Origin of the sequence: Microbacterium testaceum (assembly GCF_003075375.1) — a bacterium.
GTDB lineage: Bacteria > Actinomycetota > Actinomycetes > Actinomycetales > Microbacteriaceae > Microbacterium > Microbacterium testaceum_E.
In genome coordinates, this window is sequence record NZ_QDFT01000033.1 from 12,350 (window position 1) to 28,971 (window position 16,622).

The following is a 16,622-nucleotide window of genomic DNA, read 5'->3' on the forward strand; positions in this document are numbered from 1 at the left end:
GTGGGTCACGAGTCGCGATCCGAAGGTCGACTCGACCGGACTCCGTGTCCGATGTGATCACCGTACGACGCCGCGGGAGCCACGAGGGTCGTTAACACGCCGCGAATGTGACGACTTGGTGAACACCGGTTTGACGCGGTTCTGCGAGCGGAGATCGTTTAGTCCCGGATGCCGCCGCCCCGGCGCTATTGCCCGAAGCGGCGGTCGCGGGTGGCGAAATCGCGGATGGCCCGCAGAAAGTCCACCTCGCGCAGATCGGGCCCCAGCGCCTCGACGAAGTAGAACTCGGAGTGCGCCGACTGCCACAGCAGGAAGTCGCTGAGCCGCTGCTCCCCGGACGTGCGGATGACGAGGTCGGGGTCGGCCTGACCCCCGGTGTACAGGTGCTCGCCGATCTGCTCGGGCGTGAGACTCGCCGCGAGTTCCTCCAGCGAGCCCCCCGACTCGTCGTGCTTGGCGATGATCGAGCGGACGGCATCCACGATCTCGCTGCGCCCGCCGTACCCGACGGCGAGGTTCACGTGCAGGCCGCCGTGCCCGCGGGTGCGTTCGGTGGCCTCGTGCAGCACCTCGGCGAGCTCGGGCGGAAGGCCCTCGGCGCGACCCACGTGCTTGACGCGCCAGTTCGGCTCGCGCGAGAGCTCGCCCGCGAGCTCGGCGATGATCTCGAGCAGGTCCTGCAACTCCTGACTGTCGCGCTTGCGCAGGTTGTCATGCGACAGCAGGTACAGCGACACGACCTCGATGCCCAGCTCGTCGCACCAGCGCAGGAATTCGTGCATCTTGGCCGCCCCGGCGCGATGACCGTGGGCGGCGCTGTCGAAGCCGAGCTGACGCGCCCAGCGCCGGTTGCCGTCGATCATCATGGCGACGTGGTGCGGGACGTTCGCGGGGATCTGCCGCCGCAGACGCGAGATGTAGAGACGGTAGAGGGGGCCGCGCCCCTCGTTCTTCCACATCCGCGCCACCCGCCTACGCTACCGCGTCGCACCCGTCAGGACACTGTCCGAACGGGTGGTCCTTGCTGGGGGAAGGGTGAGCGTCCGCGCATGTACTGCCGGGTGCATGGGCGCGGACGTAGGGTCGGAGGCGTGACCACCTCCACCCCGGCCGACGGCCCCGAGATGCCCCAGCTGCCCCTCCTCGAAGCGGGTGCCGTGGGTGCGCAGGCCGAGCTCAAGCCCACGTGGCGCGGGTGGATCCACGCGGGCACGTTCCCGGTCGCGATCGCCGCCGGCATCGTGCTGATCGCGCTCGCCCAGGGCGCCCCCGCGAAGTGGGCGGGAGCGGTGTTCATGGCCACGTCGATGCTGCTCTTCGGCAACTCGGCGCTCTACCACCGCTTCCACTGGAAGCCCAAGACGCTCGCTGTGCTCAAGCGCATCGACCACGCGAACATCCTGCTGCTCATCGCGGGCACCTACACGCCCCTGGCCGTGCTCGCGCTGCCGACGCCCAAGACCGTGCTGCTGCTGTCGATCGTGTGGGGCGGCGCGGTGCTCGGCATCCTGTTCCGGGTCTTCTGGATCAACGCGCCGCGCTGGCTCTACGTCGCGCTGTACCTGGCGCTCGGCTGGGCGGCGGTGATGTACCTCGGCGACCTGCTCGCGGCGAACGTCGCGATGATGGTGCTCGTCGTCGTGGGCGGCCTGCTCTACACCGCGGGGGCGATCGTCTACGCGATCAAGAAGCCCAACCCGTGGCCCGGGCACTTCGGGTTCCATGAGATCTTCCACGTGTGCACGGTGCTGGCGTTCCTCTGCCATTGGACGGCGTGCCTGCTGATCTCGCTCGCCCCGGCGTACCACGGCGGCTGATCCCGCCCGCTTTCACGCGCGAGTCGCCGGCACGAGCAGCCCGGATCGACGGATCGTGGCGGCTCACCCGGTCAGACGGGCTCAGCGGCGGGGAGCGGCCGGGTCGCTGTCGTCGTCCGTCCGGCCGGCGTCCTCGGCGGCGCGCTGCGCGGCGATGGCCCGCTCCTCGGCGTCCAGCTCGGCGTTGACCTCTTCGCGGTAGCGACCCCGTCGGATGCGACGGAGCATGTCGAACACCAGCAGGAAGACCGCCACGGCGATGAAGGCGATCGCGGCGAACCCGAGCGGGCCGGGCGTCACGATGGACTCGTCGGGGGTGACGACCGGGGACGGGGTGGTCGCGAGCGCGACGATCAGGGGGAGCATCAAGTCCTTCTTCCGGGCAGAAGCGCGTAGCCTGGGAGTCCAGCCTAAAGCCCGGAGACACCATGACGACGCACGCCCAGCTCGACGATCGCTACGGGCGCACGCGCTCCCCGCGGCGCCGCCTCGTGGGATGGTCGATCGTCGCCGTGCTCGCCCTGGGGGCGATCGGGTTCCTCGCGTGGACGACGGTGTCGAACAGTCTCAACGCCGTCACGGCCACCGACACGGGCTTCACCGTGGACGACGACCGCAGCGTCTCGGCGACGTTCCAGATCACCGCACCCGTCGGTCAACCCGTCGCGTGCGCCATCGAGGCGCGTGACGAGGAGCACGGAACGGTGGGCTGGCGGGTCGTGCAGTACCCGGCATCCGAGGATCACACCCGCGCTTTCACGGAGCGGATTCCGACGCTGTCGCTGGCGACGACCGGTTTTGTCAACGCCTGCTGGGTCCCGTAGACTCGCAGGCCACGACGCGCCCCGGCTCGATGCCGGGGCGTTCGACATATCCCCCGCCGACGGCCCGTCAACGCATCGCCGTCTGCGCCTCGACGAAGGAGTACCCGTGTCCAACGACGCTCAGGTGACGTTCCTCACGCAAGACGCCTACGACCGCCTCGCCAACGAGCTGGAGCACCTCTCGACCACCGGTCGCGAAGAGATCGCCAAGCGCATCGAGGCCGCGCGCGAAGAGGGCGACCTCAAAGAGAACGGCGGTTACCACGCCGCGAAGGACGAGCAGGGCAAGCAAGAGGCCCGCATCCGCACGCTGCAGCAGCTGCTGAAGGACGCCAAGGTGGGCGAGGCCCCCGAGAGCCACGGCGTCGTCGAGTCCGGCACCGTCGTCACCGCCGTCGTGGCGGGCGGCGAAGAGAAGTTCCTGCTCGGCAACCGCGAGATCGCGGCGAACTCCGAGCTCGACGTCTACAGCGAGGCCTCGCCGCTCGGCGCCGCCATCATCGGCCTGAAGGAGGGCGACAAGGGCTCCTACACGGCCCCCAACGGCAAAGAGATCTCGGTCGAGATCGTCAAGGTCGAGACGTACTCGGGCCAGTAAGCGCCCCTCGTCCGCGAGCCGCTCCCCCGCGACGGGGTGGGCGGCTCGCGGCGTTTCCGGGGGCCGACGCCCTCGCACGCTCCGCGATGCGCACATCCTCCGCTGGATCGCCCGCGGCCCCACGGAGGTTGTGCACATGACGGAGGTTGTGCACGACCCGCGCCGCGGGTGACCCCCGCGCGCATCCTCCAAGATGCGCACACCCTCAGCCCCCACGCGCGCACACCGACGAAGGTTGTGCACATGACGGAGGTTGTGCACGACCCGCGCCGCGAACGCCGGCATCCGGCCGCGACGCGTCAGTCCGGAACGACCGTCGCGACGAAGCCCGCGTCCTCGAGCGTCTTGATCACCAGGGCGCGGTGCTCGGCACCACGCGTCTCGACGCTCAGCTGCAGGATCACCTCGCTGATCTGCAGCCCCTGCCCGTGGCGCGTATGCAGCACCTCGATGACGTTCGCGCCGACCTGGGCCAGCAGCTCCGACACGCGGGCGAGCTGACCGGGACGGTCGGGCAAGGGGATGCGCAGCGACATGTAGCGGCCGGATGCCGACAACCCGTGGGCCACGACGCGCTGCAGCAGCAGCGGGTCGATGTTGCCGCCCGAGAGGATCGTGACGGTCGGCCCGCTGGCCTGGACCTTGCCGGCGAGGATCGCGGCGACGCCCACAGCGCCGGCCGGCTCGACGACCTGCTTCGCCCGCTCGAGCAGCACGAGCAGGGCGCGCGCGATGTCGTCCTCGGTGACGGTGACGACCTCGTCGACGTACTGCCGGATGAGCTCGAAGGGCAGGTCGCCGGGGCGAGCGACGGCGATGCCGTCGGCGATGGTCGGCGTGGTCTCGACCTGCATCGGGTAGCCGGCGGCCAGCGACGTCGGGTAGGCCGCGGAGTTGTGCGCCTGCACCCCGATCACGCGCACCCGACGCCCCTCGGCGGCCGCGCGCGCCTTGACGGCGGCGGCGACACCCGCGGCGAGGCCTCCCCCGCCGATGCCGACGATCACGGTCTCGAGGTCGGGCATGTCCTCGACGAGCTCGAGGCCCAGGGTGCCCTGGCCGACGACGATGTCGCGGTGGTCGAAGGGGTGGATCAGCACGGCTCCGGTGCGCTCCGCGAAATCGGCGGCGAGGCGCAGCGGCGTCTCGACGGTCGCGCCCTCGAGGATCACCTCGGCGCCGTATCCGCGCGTCGCGAGCAGCTTGGGAACCGGCACGCCGAGCGGCATGAAGATCGTGGCCGCCATGCCCAGCTGCTGCGCGGCCAGGGCAACGCCCTGCGCGTGATTTCCGGCCGAGGCGGCGACGACTCCGCGGGCGCGCTCCTCGTCGGTCAGTCGCGACAGTCGGTAGGTCGCCCCGCGGATCTTGAACGAGCCGGTGCGCTGCAGGTTCTCGAGCTTGAGGTTCACGGGCACGCCGAGCAGATCGGTCAGGTGCAGTGACTCGTCGAGGGGCGTGCGCGTGATGATGCCGCGCAGAGCCTGCGCGGCATCCTCGAACTCGGCCAGAGTGGGAGTGTCGTTCATGATCTCCTTCCGCGCTCGCGCGGGACGGTCTGCCAGATGAGATCTCGGGATGCCAGGGCTTCGCCCTCGTGCTGCCATGCCTTCGAGCTGAGGTACACCGCCACGACGTTGACGAAGGCGGCGAGGGGGACGGCGAACAGCGCCCCGGCGATCCCCCCGATCATGGCGCCGCCGGCGACGACGAGGACGACCGCGAGCGGGTGCACCTTGACCGCCGAACCCATCAGGATGGGCTGCAGCACGTGGCTCTCGATCTGCTGCACGGCCAGGACGACGATGAGCATGAACAGCGCGATCAGCGGACCGTTGTAAACGAGGGCGATGAACACCGCGAGGGCGCCCGTCGCCACGGCTCCCACGAAGGGGATGAACGCGCCCAGGAACACCAGGACGCCGATCGGGATCGACAGCGGCACACCGAGCAGGAACGCTCCCAGACCGATGCCGATCGCGTCGATCGTGGCGACGAGCAGCTGGGTGCGGGCGTAGCTCTTGACCGTGCGCCATCCCGCGCGTCCCGCTCCGTCGACCGCGGGCCGTGCCACCCGGGGGAACAGGCGGGTCGTCCAGCGCCAGATCCCCCCGCCGTCGGCGAGAAGGCACAGCAGGATGAACAGCGTCAACAGCACACCGGTGCCGACGTGCCCGATCGTGGTGCCGATGGCGAGCGCTCCGGTCCAGAGCACCTCCGCCTGCTGCTGCAGGAAGGTTCCGGCCTGGCGCAGTCCGTCGTCGATCTGCTGCGCGCTCAGGTGCAGGGGCCCGCTGATCAGGTAGTCGCGGAACTGGGAGACGGCGTCGACGGTGCGTTGGCGCACGGAGCCGAACTCGCGGGTGATCTGCCAGACGGCGAGCCAGACCAGACCCGAGATGACCGCGATGGTGCCGAGCACCGTGACGACGATCGCGAGCCATTTCGGCCACCGGTGGCGGATGAGGAACGAGAAGCCGGGCCACACCAGCGCGGTCACGAGGATCGCGACCAGCAGGGGGATGACGAGGAGCTTGAGCTGGATGACGAGGAACACCACGACGGCGAGGGCCGCGGCGATCACCAGCAGTCGCCACGCGTAGGCGGTGGCCTGACGCAGCGCCGCGGGGACCGGCGGCTGCAGGTCGCTCGAGACGGTGCGCCGCTTAAGGGCGTCGAGGAACGATCCGCGAGGTTCGGGATCCGTTCCGCTCATCCCGTCAGCCTACCGCCGCGCTCCCCCGGGTTTCGCAGGTCATGTCGGTGGTCGCGGCTAGCGTGGCATCCATGACCCTGATGCTCCGTCGCGCCGACGCGCGCCGCATCGCCCTGGCCGCGCAGGGCTTCGCCCGTCCGCGCCCCGCGGCGGTCGGTACGCGGCAGATCACCGCGGCCCTGCACCGCATGCGCATCCTGCAGATCGATTCGGTCAACGTCTTCGCGCGCTCGCACTACATGCCCCTGTTCGCACGGCTCGGCGCCTACGACACGGCGCTGCTCGACGCGCTGGCGTTCTCGCGGCGGCCTCGCTGGGTGGAGTCGTGGGCGCACGTGGCCTCCCTCGTGTCGGTCGACGACTGGCCGCTGCTGCAGTTCCGTCGTGATGCGATGCGCGACAAGTACGGTCGCGACGACTGGGCCGAGGCGAATCAGCCCCTGCTGCGGTGGCTGCGCGACGAGCTCGCCGCCCGCGGCCCCCTGCGCCCGGCCGAGATCGAGCACGATGCCCGTAGCGGGCCCCGCGGGTCGTGGTGGGGCTGGGACGACGTCAAGAACGGGCTGGAGCGGCTGTGGCTGTTCGGCGAGGTGGCCATCGCCGGGCGTCGCGGTTTCGAGCGGCGCTACGCACTGGCATCCGATGTCCTTCCGGCGTCCGCGCTCGAGTCGGCCGTCCCGCGCGATGAGGCCATCGCCGAACTCGTGCGCCGCGCGGCGGTCGCCTACGGCGTCGCGACCGCCGCCGACCTGGCCGACTACTGGCGCATCCGCGATCGTCCGGCGGTGCTCGCCGGCGTCCGACAGCTCGTCGACTCCGGTGAGCTGATCCCGGTCGAGGTCGAGGGGTGGCAGAGCGGGGGTCGACCCGCGCGCGCCTGGCTGCACCGCGACGCCGCGCGACCCAGAAAAGTGGATGCCGCGGCCCTGCTGACCCCGTTCGACCCGCTCGTGTGGTTCCGCGACCGCGCCGAGCGTCTGTTCGAGCTCGACTACCGCATCGAGATCTACACCCCTGCGGCCCAGCGGCGGTTCGGTTACTACTCGCTGCCGGTGCTGATCGGCGACGACGTGGTGGGCCGGGTCGACCTCAAGAGCGATCGCGCCGAGGGCGCGCTGCGCGTGCAGTCCGCGTGGTGGGAGCCGCACGCGCCCGCCGAGGCCGCCGACCGCATCGCCGCCGAACTGCTCGCCGCGGCACGCTGGCAGGGGCTCGAACGCGTCACCGTCTCGCGCTGGGGCGACGCGGCCGATGCGATCGCGGCAGCCCTGCGCGCCGAACGCCACGAGCACCCGGACGGCCGCTCGAACTGACGCGCCGGGGTCGGCATCCGCGAACAGAAACGCGCCCCCTCACCGCGATGAGGGGGCGCGTCGTCCGTTCAGAACTGCACGCGAGGGGGTTCCGAGATCGCGGCGCCGTCGATGACCTCGAAGAACTCGCGCTCGTGGAAACCGAGCTGCCGGGCGAACAGGTTGTTCGGGAAGACCTTGATCTTGGTGTTCAGCTCGCGCACACCGCCGTTGTAGAAGCGACGCGACGCCTGGATCTTGTCCTCGGTGTCGACGATGGCCGACTGCAGCTGCAAGAAGTTCTGGCTCGCCTGCAGCTGCGGGTAGGCCTCGGCCACCGCGAACAGCGACTTGAGCGCCTGCTGCATGTGCCCCTCGGCGACGCCCGCCTCTGCGGGGCTCTGCGCGGACAGCGTCTCGGCGCGAGCGCGCGTGACGTTCTCGAAGACCGCCTTCTCGTGGGCGGCGTAGCCCTTCACCGTCTCGATGAGGTTGGGGAGCAGGTCGGCGCGGCGCTTCAGCTGGACGGTGATGTCACTCCAGGCCTCGTCGACGCGCACGTTCAGCGCGACCAGGGCGTTGTACGTGGCCCACAGGTAGATGCCGGCGATGACCAGGATGCCGACGATGACGATGACCGGTACGAGCCACTCCCACATGAGTCCCCACACTTTCGCTCGAGAGGTTGCCCCTCAGTGTAACGGCGGGCTCCCGGGGGTTTCGGAGCGCGGACGCGACTCCCAGCGGATGCGGATGCGCCGCGGGCGCCCGGTGTACCCCCGGTGGGACTCGAACCCACACTGAAGCGATTTTAAGTCGCCTGCCTCTGCCATTGGGCTACGGGGGCCCGTGCTCCCACCGTATAACGGGGCCGCGCCGAAACTCGCCGCCGCCTGGCGCACGACGGCGCGCAGCACCTCGCCGCATCCGCACCGACACGACAAGACCCCCGCGCCCACAGGGGCACGGGGGTCTCGGGACGCGGCGGTTACTTCGCGGCGACGGGCTCGGCCTTCTTCTCGGCCGGCGCCTCGGCTGCGGGAGCGGCGGGACGCGGACGGGCGGCGAACTCCTCGAACGCGGCGCGCGGCTGCTGCACGGCCTCGAGCGACACGACCTCGCGGCCGTGCACGAAGTTCTGCATCCAGTCGCCGATGACGCGGAACTTGCGCTCCCACGTCGGCATGGCCAGGCCGTGGTAACCGCGGTGCGCGAACCAGGCGATCAGACCGGTGAGGGCGATGTTGCCCGACTGGAACGCACCGTTGTACAGGCCCAGGCCGGCGACGGCGCCCAGGTTCTTGTGGTTGTACTCCTTGGGCTGTTCGCCGCGCAGCACCGCCACCAGGTTCTTCGCCATGAGCTTGCCCTGGCGCACCGCGTGCTGGGCGTTGGGAACGCAGAAGCCGCCCACGCCGCCGCCCGAGAGGTCGGGCACGGCCGAGACGTCGCCCGCGGCCCAGGCGCCCTCGACGATGTCCTCGTCGGTGCCGACGCGCAGATCGGGACGCGTGCGGATGCGGCCGCGCTCTTCGACAGGCAGGTCGCTGCCGCGCACGACGGTGGGGTTGGCCATGACGCCGGCGGTCCAGATGATGAGGTCGGTGGGCAGCTGCTCACCGGTCGACAGCTCGATGACGCCGTCGACGGCGCCCTTGACCTGCGTGTCGAGGTGGACGAACGCGCCCTTCTTGGCGAGATCGGCGAGGACCCATTCGCTCGTCTTCTGCGAGACCTCGGGCATGATGCGGCCCATCGCCTCGATGAGGTGGAAGTGGGTGTCGTCGAACGCGAGCGTCGGGTACTGCTTCAGCAGCGACGACGCGTAGGCGCGCAGCTCGGCGAACACCTCGATGCCGGCGAAGCCGCCGCCGACGACGACGACGGTCAGCAGACGGTCGCGCTCGGGACCGGCGGGCAGCACCGACGCCTTGTCGAAGTTCGATGTGAGGCGGTCGCGGATCGCGACGGCCTCTTCGATCGTCTTGAGGCCGATCGCGTTGTCGGCGATGCCGGGGATCGGGAAGGTGCGCGAGACGGCACCGGCGGTCACGACGATCTGGTCGTAGCTCTGCTCGAACGTCTCGTCGCCCGCGATGGGGGTGATCGTGGCGGTCTTGGTCGCGTGCGAGATACCCGTGACCTTTCCGGCGATCACCGTGGTGCGCTTGAGGTGGCGGCGCAGACCGACCACGACGTGACGCGGCTCGATCTCGCCGGCGGCGACCTCGGGGAGGAAGGGCTGGTACGTCATGTACGGCAGCGGGTCGACGAGCGTGACTTCGGCTTCGCCCCGACCGAGGAGCTTCTCGAGCTTCCATGCGGTGTAGAAGCCTGCGTAGCCCCCACCGACGATGAGGATTCTGGGCACGGTAGTGGTCACGATGGGAGGGACTCCTCGTTTGTGGTGCGGCTCGGCTCGCGGGAGGTGCGCGCCTGTCGGATTCGCCGGGCAGCAGCACTGACGCCGAGCGCAATCATTATAGCGGCCAGCGTGGCAGCCCCGAGCGGCAGCGATCCGTACAGCACGCTATCGCGCGACGGCAGCAATGGCGACCCCGCCGCGGGCGCCGCGTCGACGGGCGGGAGCGGGGGGATGACCACCGGTGTGCCGGTCGGCTCGGGCGTCGGTTGCGCATCGGCTCGGCGGTAAAGGCGGATCCACTCGGTCAGGCTGCCGAGGGGGTTCTCGTTCACCGTCGGCACCTGCGCCGACACCGCGCGCGCGGCATCCACCAGCCCGTAGCCGTACAGAGGGTCGGGTGTCGTCGTCGCCCCGGCGGCGGGCTTCGCGGTCTCGATCAGGCGGTTGAGCACGTTGTCGGCGTCGAGGTCGGGGTGCGCCGCGCGCACGAGAGCGGCGATGCCGGCGACGATCGGTGCGGCACCGCTGGTGCCGTTCCACTGCACGAGCGTGCCGTCGGCCGAGACGCCGAGCAGTCGCTCGCTGGGGGCCGAGAGCCCGATGGTGATGCCCTGGGTCGAGGCGTCGTTGCTGGCTCTCCCCCCGGGGTCGACACCGCCGACCGCCAGCACGCCCGGGATCGTGGCGGGGGCTCCGACGCGGTCCGTCCCGCTGCCGCGGTTTCCGGCGGCCACCACGACGACGACGTCGTGATCGAAGGCGTACTCGAACGCGGTGTCCCAGCTCGGATCCCAGTCGAGCGTGTTCGTGGTGAGCGAGAGGTTGATGACGGTCGCACCGTTGTCGACCGCCCACCTCATGGCCTGGGCGATCTGCTCGGTGAACGGCTTGGACGTGGTCGCGCCGAATCCGACCGAGATCGACAGCAGCTCGGCCTCGGGGGCGACGCCGATCATGCCGCGGCCGTTGCCGGTGCCGCGGGCGGCGGCGAGCGAGGCGACCCAGCTGCCGTGATTCGCGTCGACCGCGCCGACCGGCGTCCGCCCGTCGGACGAGCCCACGCCCGAGACGTCGATGCCGCCGGCGACGGCCCCGCTGAACTCGGTCGGCCCGCGGCCGATACCCGTGTCGATGATCGCGATCTTCTGGCCGGCGCCGCGCGTGGTCTTCCACGCGTCGCGCACGCCGTACTGGTCGAGCCAGTACTCCCCCGCCCGGATCGAGTCGGTCGGGTCCTCGGGCACCGTGTCGGCCGGGGCCTGCGGGGCAGCCGTCGCGCCGCTCAGCACCGCCATGAGGATGACGGATGCCACGACCGCGACGACGCGCTTCATCCGCCTGCCCCGGGGCTCTCGCACGCGCAGCGCTGCGGCGACCAGGTCCCGCGCTCCAGAGCACGGTCGCCGATCGGATTGACCCCGGGCCCCGCGGCGAGCGCGTGCCCGGCCAGCGCGTGCAGGCACTTCACGCGCGTCGGCATGCCGCCGGCCGAGATGCCGGCGATCTCTTCGGGCTCGCCGTAGGCGGCGCGATCGCGCAGGTACGCCTCGTGCGCCCGCTGGTAAGCGGCCTGCAGTTCGTCGTCCTCGGCGAGGTCGTCCGAGAACTCCTTCATGACGTGCCCGGCCTCGAGGACCGACATCGCCGCGGTCGCCGCCGGGTGGGTGAGGTAGTAGAACGTGGGGAAGGGACTGCCGTCGTCGAGGCGCGGTGACGTCGCCACGACCGTCGGGTTACCGCAGACGCAGCGCGCGGCGATGCCGACCACTCCGCGGGGGACGCGGCCGAGCTGCGCCTGCAGCACGGCGAGATCGGCGTCGGACGCGGGAGGAAGCGTTGCGGTAGTCATCGCTCCCAGGGTACCCGTGACCTCCGACACCGCGCCGAGCGTCGGCCCGGCTCAGCCCGCGGGCGGGGTGTCGGAGGGTGTGGGATCGGGGACGCCGATGGTGGGCGTCGTGGGGACCGCGACCTGGGCTGCGCCCGATGCGGCGACGGAGCGCACAAGCTGCGCCATCCAGTCGGTGCGGGTCTGCCCCACGTCGCCGGTGACGTCGTCCTGCTCCTGCGGGGTGGCCGAGGCGGGGAGGTCGTTGTCGATCAGGTACACGATCTCGCCGGGGAAGGTGTAGCCCAGGCGTTCGCGCGCCTGGGTGCGGATGTACGCGGGGTCCGACCAGCGGTCCCGCTGCATCTGCAGGTCGGACACCTCGGACTGACTCAGCTGGACGGCGCTGCGCAGCGCCTGGATCTGCTGCCGCTGATCCATGTACGTTCCGACGGTCGGCACCAGCACGAAGGTGCCGAGCACGACGAGACCCAGCATGATGACGACGAAGCCCGAGATCCGGACGCGTCCGAGCCACTCGCGCACGTCGACCCCGCGCTGAGCGGGTGCGCGGCCACCCGAGGGCGATGAGCGCCGTTGCTTCCCGACGCCGTCTCGGACGGGGGATGCCGTCGGCCGGCGGGGAGGCAGGGTCGGCCTGTCCATGCTCGTCCCCTTTCGTTCAGCCGACGCGGGGCGCCGGACCGGTGGTGAGTCTACGTCGGGGGGTCCGCTCACCCGGCGGACGCGCCGGGGGCTCGGCATCCCCTCGGTCTCGGACCGGACCGCCCGGCGCAGGACCTCCCGGACCGGCCCGGGAACGACGAAGGAGGGGAAGCCCGCAGGCTCCCCCTCCGATGTCGGTCGATCAGCCCTTGAAGCGGGGGAACGCCGAGCGGCCCGCGAAGACCGCGGCGTCGCCCAGGTCCTCTTCGATGCGCAGCAGCTGGTTGTACTTGGCGACGCGCTCGCTGCGGGCGGGCGCACCGGTCTTGATCTGGCCCGCGTTCACGGCGACGGCGAGGTCGGCGATCGTGGTGTCCTCGGTCTCACCCGAACGGTGCGACAGCATCGAGGTGTAGCCCGAGCGGGTGGCGAGCGAGATGGCATCCAGGGTCTCGGACAGCGTGCCGATCTGGTTGACCTTGACCAGGAGCGAGTTGGCCACGCCCAGGTCGATGCCCTGCTGCAGGCGCTTGGGGTTGGTGACGAACAGGTCGTCGCCGACGAGCTGCACCTTGGAGCCGATGGCGTCGGTCAGCTTCTTCCAGCCGTCCCAGTCGTCCTCGGCGAGCGCGTCCTCGATCGTGACGATCGGGAAGTTGGCGACGAGGTCGGCGAAGTAGTCGACGAGCGTGTCGACGCTCCACTCCTTGCCCTCGACCGTGTAGACGCCGTCCTTGTAGAACTCGGTGGCGGCGACGTCGAGACCGACCGCGATGTCCTGACCGGGGGTGAAGCCGGCCTTCTCGATCGCGCGGATGAGGAAGTCGAGGCCCTCGCGGTTGCTGGGCAGATCGGGGGCGAAGCCGCCCTCGTCGCCGAGACCGGTGTTGTAGCCGGCCGACTTCAGCTCGCCCTTGAGGACGTGGTACACCTCGGTGCCCCAGCGCAGCGACTCGCCGTAGGTCTCGGCGCCGATGGGCGCGAGGAAGAACTCCTGGAAGTCGATGCCGTTGTCGGCGTGCTCGCCGCCGTTGATGACGTTGAACAGCGGGACGGGCAGCAGGTGCGCGTTGGGGCCGCCCAGGTAGCGGAAGAGGGGCAGGTCGGCGCTGTCGGCCGCGGCCTTGGCGACGGCGAGCGAGACGCCCAGGATCGCGTTGGCGCCGGTGCGCGACTTGTTGTCGGTGCCGTCGGTCTCGATGAGGATCTCGTCGATGATGCGCTGCTCGCTGGCCTCGACGCCCTCGATGGCGGGGCCGAGCTCGTCGACGACCGCGGCGACGGCCTTGAGGACGCCCTTGCCGCTGTAGCGGCTCTTGTCGCCGTCGCGCAGCTCGTAGGCCTCGAAGGCGCCGGTGGACGCACCCGAGGGAACGGCCGCCCGCTGGACGATGCCGTCGTCGAGGAGCACCTCCACCTCGACGGTCGGGTTACCGCGCGAATCCAGGATCTCGCGCGCGTTGACAGCCTCGATAAGTGCCACGAAGGACTCCTCGTTGGTTCTTGGGTGGAAGAGGGCGGAGCGTCGTCGGTCCGTCGTCGAGTCTAGTGACCCGCCGCGCCGGACGTGGGGACGGATGCCGTGGCATCCACCACGATGGCCAGCGCCACCCCGTCCCAGCCCTTGCGGTCCAGGGTCTGCAGGGCGGTGGCGTCGAAGCGCGGATCCTCGCCGAGCATCTCGATCCCGCGGCGGGCCCCGCGCACCTTGGGGTCGTCGGTCTGGGCGTCGGCGACGTCTCCCCCGCGCACGACGTTGTCGAGCACGACGACCGTGCCGGGGCGCCCCAGACGGGCGGCCCAGTCGAGGTACACCGTGTTGGATTCCTTGTCGGCATCCACGAAGACGAGGTCGAACGGCTCGCCGCCGTCGAGGGTGGGCAGGACGTCCGTTCCCCGCCCCAGAAGGATCTCGACGCGATCCGCCACGCCCGCGCGTTCGAGGCTCGATCGCGCGATGGCCGCGTTCGCGGGCTCCGCCTCGATCGTCACCACGCGGCCGTCCGCCGGGACGGCGCGGGCGAGCCACAGCGTCGAATAGCCGCCGAGCGTGCCGATCTCGAGCACCCGTCTGGCCCCCGCGATCCGCGCGAGCAGGTGCAGGAACTTCGCGTTGACGGGAGCCACCTCGATGGCCGGCATGCCCGCGGCGTGCTGCGCGGCGAGCGCGGCGTCGCCGTCGGGATCGGCGCCGACGAGGGTGGCGGTCAGGAACGCATCGACGTCATCGTGGGTGGGCACCCCTCCAGCGTGGCGAGCCGGGGGCCGTGGGTCAACGCTCCCCGCGCAGGTGGGCGCGGGTCATCTCGTCGTACTCCTCGTCCGAGAGGTCGTCGAAGCGCTTGGCCTCGACACGGTCGGACCGCATCCACCGGATCATCAGGATGACGAGGATCGGCACGTCGGCGAACTCGGCGATGAACCAGATCATGTCGCCGGCCAGGTGCTGGTCGTGGAGCATCGAGGGCCACCAGGAGACCGCTCGCGTGGCATCCGGGATCAGGTCGAGGACGGTGTCGTTCAGACGCAGCAGCAGACCCGGGACCGAGTCGATCAAGAGCTCGACGAAGGCGAGCAGGAACTCGATCGCGATGAAGGTTCCGGTGTGCACCGCGCCCAGCGCCATCAGGGGCAGCACCATCGCGAGACCGACGAGGGGGACGACGATCCCGAGCGAGGCCTCGACCACCGGATTCACGCGCAGGATGCCGGCCACCGGCGTGAGGAAGAGGCAGAACACCGCCGCGATGACGACGGTCGCGACCATCGCGTTCCCGAAGACGCGCGTGAGGCGGGAGGCGAGGATCCGCTCTCGCACGGCGCCGGGGACGAGATCGAGCGGACGGCCGGCGGCGATCCCGGCGGGGACGGCGAAGATCAGCAGAGCGATGCGGGTCGAGAACGCCCACCTCAGCTCCGACGAGTACACCCCCAGGAATCCGAGCTCGATCACGGCGTACGGCAGCAGCCCGAGGGCGAAGATACCGATCGTGCGCCGCAGCGGCCACGGCTCCCCGCGGCGCCGCGCGGTGCGGACGCCGAGCAGGTAGGCGACGGATGCGACGAGCAGCACGCCGAGCGTGAGCGGGTCGGCGCGCCAGGTGCTGAGGAAGACATCGATGGGAGGCGTGCCCGCAGAGTACGGCGGCGAGCTATGGATCGGCCGGGGAGGGGGTGGCCGAAGCTCGGGCCGGGTCGGGCCGGGCCGGGCGACAGGCGAACCCCTGAGTTCCGCGAGATGGCGGTACCGGCCGCCGCGCGGATCCGCGTCTCGCGGCGCCGCGGCGACGAGACCTCAGGGGTTCGGCTCGGGCGGCGGCGGGTTCTCGAGCGCGGCCCGCACCGCGGGGAGCAGGGCGTCGGCCGTGCGGCGGTAGCCGAGGGCGCTGGGGTGGAACCGGTCGATGCTGAACATCTCGTCGGGGTTCTCGGCGAACACCGGTCCGACCGCGCGCGCAAGACCCACCACCCGCGCGCCCGCCCGCTGGGCGGCACGGGCCTGCGCCGCCGCGAGCTGCCGCGAGGAGCGTGAGGCGAGGGTGCGCAGCGGCTGCGGCACGGCCCGCAGTGTCCCCAGATCCGGACACGTGCCGACGACCACCGGCATCCCCCGAGCTCTCAGGATGCCGATGGCCTCCTCGAGCTGTGCGGCGGCGCGCGTCGCGGGGACGCGGTGGGTGACGTCGTTCCCGCCCACCACGATGACGGCGACGTCGGCGCGATACTCCGGCGGGAGTTCCGCGAGCTGCGCGGTCAGCGCCGAGGTCTCCGACCCCACGACCGCGGCGGTGCGGAGCCGAACGGGACGGGCGGCATCGCGCGCGATGCCCTTCGCGAGTCGCGCACCCAGGGTGTCCCGCCGGTGGCCCGCGCCGAGCCCCGCGGCGATCGAGTCGCCCAGCAGCAGCAGCTCGACCGGCTCCCCCGGGTGCTTCTTGCCCCGCCACACACGGTCGGCGTCCAGAGCCTGCTCCCCCAGTGGCTTGCCGATCCGGCGCCGCGCGATCGCGGCCTGCCGCGAGATGAGCGTCCGCATCGCCACGGCGGTCGCGCCGAGCACGGCGACCGTCGAGGCGGCGGTCAGGGTCACCGGTCGACGCGCGCGCATCCTCCGATGACACTCGCCCTCGATGAACGCCCGGTGGACGCGCCGTGACGGTGGAGCGACACCGGGCTCCCGGCATCCTGAGCTCTCGTCGTGTCTGTCATCAGCGCAGATTGCGACGCGCGCGGGAGCGCAGAGCGATCGCGACGATCAGCACTGCCACGGCGAGGACGATGTCGAGGGCCAGTCCCGCGAGGAGTTCGTCCCGTCCGGCGGCGCCGGTGAGGCTGACGAGTCCTCCGATGACGATCACGCCGAACGACAGGGCGAGCTGTTGCGCTGTGCTGAACATGCCGCCCGACAGTCCCGCGGCCTCCACCGGGACCTCGCGGACGACGAGCTGGGTGAGCGGGGAGAAGATCAACGCCTGACCCGCGCCGAGAAGCACGAGCGCGGGTCAGGCGTTGATCT

The 16,622-nt window shown here is 71.0% G+C and carries 18 protein-coding genes and 1 tRNA gene; 4 read left to right on the forward strand and 15 right to left on the reverse strand.

Features of this window, described 5'->3' with window-relative positions; translation table 11 throughout:
• Nucleotides 1–185: 185 nt before the first annotated feature.
• On the reverse strand, nt 186–959 hold the full coding sequence (locus DC432_RS12320; protein ID WP_108318571.1) for an isoprenyl transferase: 774 nt from the start codon (nt 957–959) through the stop codon (nt 186–188).
• A gap of 165 nt (nt 960–1,124) precedes the next feature.
• On the opposite strand from DC432_RS12320, the gene trhA reads away from it, so the two are divergent.
• On the forward strand, nt 1,125–1,817 hold the full coding sequence (gene trhA / locus DC432_RS12325; RefSeq protein WP_116538152.1) for a PAQR family membrane homeostasis protein TrhA: 693 nt from the start codon (nt 1,125–1,127) through the stop codon (nt 1,815–1,817).
• A gap of 81 nt (nt 1,818–1,898) precedes the next feature.
• Here the strand turns inward: trhA and DC432_RS12330 are convergent, their stop codons facing one another.
• The gene (locus DC432_RS12330; protein WP_207770819.1) at nt 1,899–2,183 is read right to left on the reverse strand and encodes a hypothetical protein; all 285 of its coding nucleotides are present in this window, start codon (nt 2,181–2,183) and stop codon (nt 1,899–1,901) included.
• 62 nt (nt 2,184–2,245) lie between these two features.
• On the opposite strand from DC432_RS12330, the gene DC432_RS12335 reads away from it, so the two are divergent.
• Both DC432_RS12335 and greA read left to right on the forward strand, forming a co-directional pair.
• Nucleotides 2,246–2,641: a DUF4307 domain-containing protein gene (locus tag DC432_RS12335; protein ID WP_108318575.1), complete on the forward strand. Its 396-nt coding sequence runs from the start codon at nt 2,246–2,248 to the stop codon at nt 2,639–2,641.
• Nucleotides 2,642–2,747: 106 nt separating this feature from the next.
• Nucleotides 2,748–3,239, forward strand: a complete 492-nt coding sequence (gene greA, locus DC432_RS12340; RefSeq protein ID WP_108318577.1) for a transcription elongation factor GreA — start codon at nt 2,748–2,750, stop codon at nt 3,237–3,239.
• Between the two features lie 299 nt (nt 3,240–3,538).
• On the opposite strand, the gene ilvA is transcribed toward greA, so the two are convergent.
• Both ilvA and DC432_RS12350 read right to left on the reverse strand, forming a co-directional pair.
• Entirely contained in the window at nt 3,539–4,768 is a 1,230-nt protein-coding gene (gene ilvA, locus DC432_RS12345; protein ID WP_116538143.1) for a threonine ammonia-lyase, read from the reverse strand.
• Nucleotides 4,765–5,955, reverse strand: coding sequence for an AI-2E family transporter (locus tag DC432_RS12350; protein WP_116538144.1), 1,191 nt, complete (start codon nt 5,953–5,955; stop codon nt 4,765–4,767). Before DC432_RS12350 ends, ilvA begins: the two co-directional genes overlap by 4 nt.
• 71 nt (nt 5,956–6,026) lie before the next feature.
• On the opposite strand from DC432_RS12350, the gene DC432_RS12355 reads away from it, so the two are divergent.
• Nucleotides 6,027–7,268 carry a winged helix-turn-helix domain-containing protein gene (locus DC432_RS12355; protein WP_116538145.1) on the forward strand — a complete coding sequence of 414 codons (1,242 nt, stop codon included), beginning with the start codon at nt 6,027–6,029 and terminating at the stop codon, nt 7,266–7,268.
• Between the two features lie 68 nt (nt 7,269–7,336).
• Here the strand turns inward: DC432_RS12355 and DC432_RS12360 are convergent, their stop codons facing one another.
• The 11 genes from DC432_RS12360 to DC432_RS12410 form a co-directional block, all read right to left on the reverse strand.
• Nucleotides 7,337–7,906, reverse strand: coding sequence for a LemA family protein (locus tag DC432_RS12360; RefSeq protein ID WP_116538153.1), 570 nt, complete (start codon nt 7,904–7,906; stop codon nt 7,337–7,339).
• A 115-nt stretch (nt 7,907–8,021) separates the two neighbouring features.
• Nucleotides 8,022–8,094, reverse strand: a tRNA-Leu gene (locus DC432_RS12365).
• 141 nt (nt 8,095–8,235) lie between these two features.
• Nucleotides 8,236–9,630 (reverse strand): NAD(P)/FAD-dependent oxidoreductase, encoded by a 1,395-nt coding sequence (locus tag DC432_RS12370; protein WP_243393119.1) that lies wholly within the window; start codon nt 9,628–9,630, stop codon nt 8,236–8,238.
• The gene (locus DC432_RS12375; protein WP_116538146.1) at nt 9,627–10,946 is read right to left on the reverse strand and encodes a S8 family serine peptidase; all 1,320 of its coding nucleotides are present in this window, start codon (nt 10,944–10,946) and stop codon (nt 9,627–9,629) included. The genes DC432_RS12370 and DC432_RS12375 overlap by 4 nt, the downstream gene beginning before the upstream one ends.
• Nucleotides 10,943–11,461, reverse strand: a complete 519-nt coding sequence (locus DC432_RS12380) for a DUF501 domain-containing protein (protein ID WP_116538155.1) — start codon at nt 11,459–11,461, stop codon at nt 10,943–10,945. The genes DC432_RS12375 and DC432_RS12380 overlap by 4 nt, the downstream gene beginning before the upstream one ends.
• A 51-nt stretch (nt 11,462–11,512) precedes the next feature.
• Nucleotides 11,513–12,106 (reverse strand): FtsB family cell division protein, encoded by a 594-nt coding sequence (locus DC432_RS12385; protein ID WP_116538147.1) that lies wholly within the window; start codon nt 12,104–12,106, stop codon nt 11,513–11,515.
• Nucleotides 12,107–12,308: 202 nt separating this feature from the next.
• A complete protein-coding gene (gene eno / locus DC432_RS12390) occupies nt 12,309–13,589 on the reverse strand; it encodes a phosphopyruvate hydratase (RefSeq protein WP_116538148.1) in 1,281 nt (426 codons plus the stop codon).
• 62 nt (nt 13,590–13,651) lie between these two features.
• Nucleotides 13,652–14,347 (reverse strand): O-methyltransferase, encoded by a 696-nt coding sequence (locus DC432_RS12395; RefSeq protein WP_108320295.1) that lies wholly within the window; start codon nt 14,345–14,347, stop codon nt 13,652–13,654.
• Between the two features lie 31 nt (nt 14,348–14,378).
• A complete protein-coding gene (locus DC432_RS12400; protein ID WP_116538149.1) occupies nt 14,379–15,179 on the reverse strand; it encodes a cytochrome c oxidase assembly protein in 801 nt (266 codons plus the stop codon).
• Nucleotides 15,180–15,401: 222 nt separating this feature from the next.
• Nucleotides 15,402–16,196 carry an SGNH/GDSL hydrolase family protein gene (locus DC432_RS12405; RefSeq protein WP_420196541.1) on the reverse strand — a complete coding sequence of 265 codons (795 nt, stop codon included), beginning with the start codon at nt 16,194–16,196 and terminating at the stop codon, nt 15,402–15,404.
• A 118-nt stretch (nt 16,197–16,314) separates the two neighbouring features.
• Entirely contained in the window at nt 16,315–16,575 is a 261-nt protein-coding gene (locus tag DC432_RS12410) for a hypothetical protein (RefSeq protein ID WP_243393120.1), read from the reverse strand.
• Nucleotides 16,576–16,622 lie beyond the last annotated feature (47 nt).

Bases quoted from the DNA above. Each gene is read 5' to 3' on its own strand.
- DC432_RS12320 (WP_108318571.1), bottom strand. From the start codon at position 959: ATGTGGAAGAACGAGGGGCGCGGCCCCCTCTACCGTCTCTACATCTCG.
- trhA (WP_116538152.1), top strand. From the start codon at position 1,125: ATGCCCCAGCTGCCCCTCCTCGAAGCGGGTGCCGTGGGTGCGCAGGCC.
- DC432_RS12330 (WP_207770819.1), bottom strand. From the start codon at position 2,183: ATGCTCCCCCTGATCGTCGCGCTCGCGACCACCCCGTCCCCGGTCGTC.
- DC432_RS12335 (WP_108318575.1), top strand. From the start codon at position 2,246: ATGACGACGCACGCCCAGCTCGACGATCGCTACGGGCGCACGCGCTCC.
- ilvA (WP_116538143.1), bottom strand. From the start codon at position 4,768: ATGAACGACACTCCCACTCTGGCCGAGTTCGAGGATGCCGCGCAGGCT.
- DC432_RS12350 (WP_116538144.1), bottom strand. From the start codon at position 5,955: ATGAGCGGAACGGATCCCGAACCTCGCGGATCGTTCCTCGACGCCCTT.
- DC432_RS12355 (WP_116538145.1), top strand. From the start codon at position 6,027: ATGACCCTGATGCTCCGTCGCGCCGACGCGCGCCGCATCGCCCTGGCC.
- DC432_RS12360 (WP_116538153.1), bottom strand. From the start codon at position 7,906: ATGTGGGAGTGGCTCGTACCGGTCATCGTCATCGTCGGCATCCTGGTC.
- DC432_RS12375 (WP_116538146.1), bottom strand. From the start codon at position 10,946: ATGAAGCGCGTCGTCGCGGTCGTGGCATCCGTCATCCTCATGGCGGTG.
- DC432_RS12380 (WP_116538155.1), bottom strand. From the start codon at position 11,461: ATGACTACCGCAACGCTTCCTCCCGCGTCCGACGCCGATCTCGCCGTG.
- DC432_RS12385 (WP_116538147.1), bottom strand. From the start codon at position 12,106: ATGGACAGGCCGACCCTGCCTCCCCGCCGGCCGACGGCATCCCCCGTC.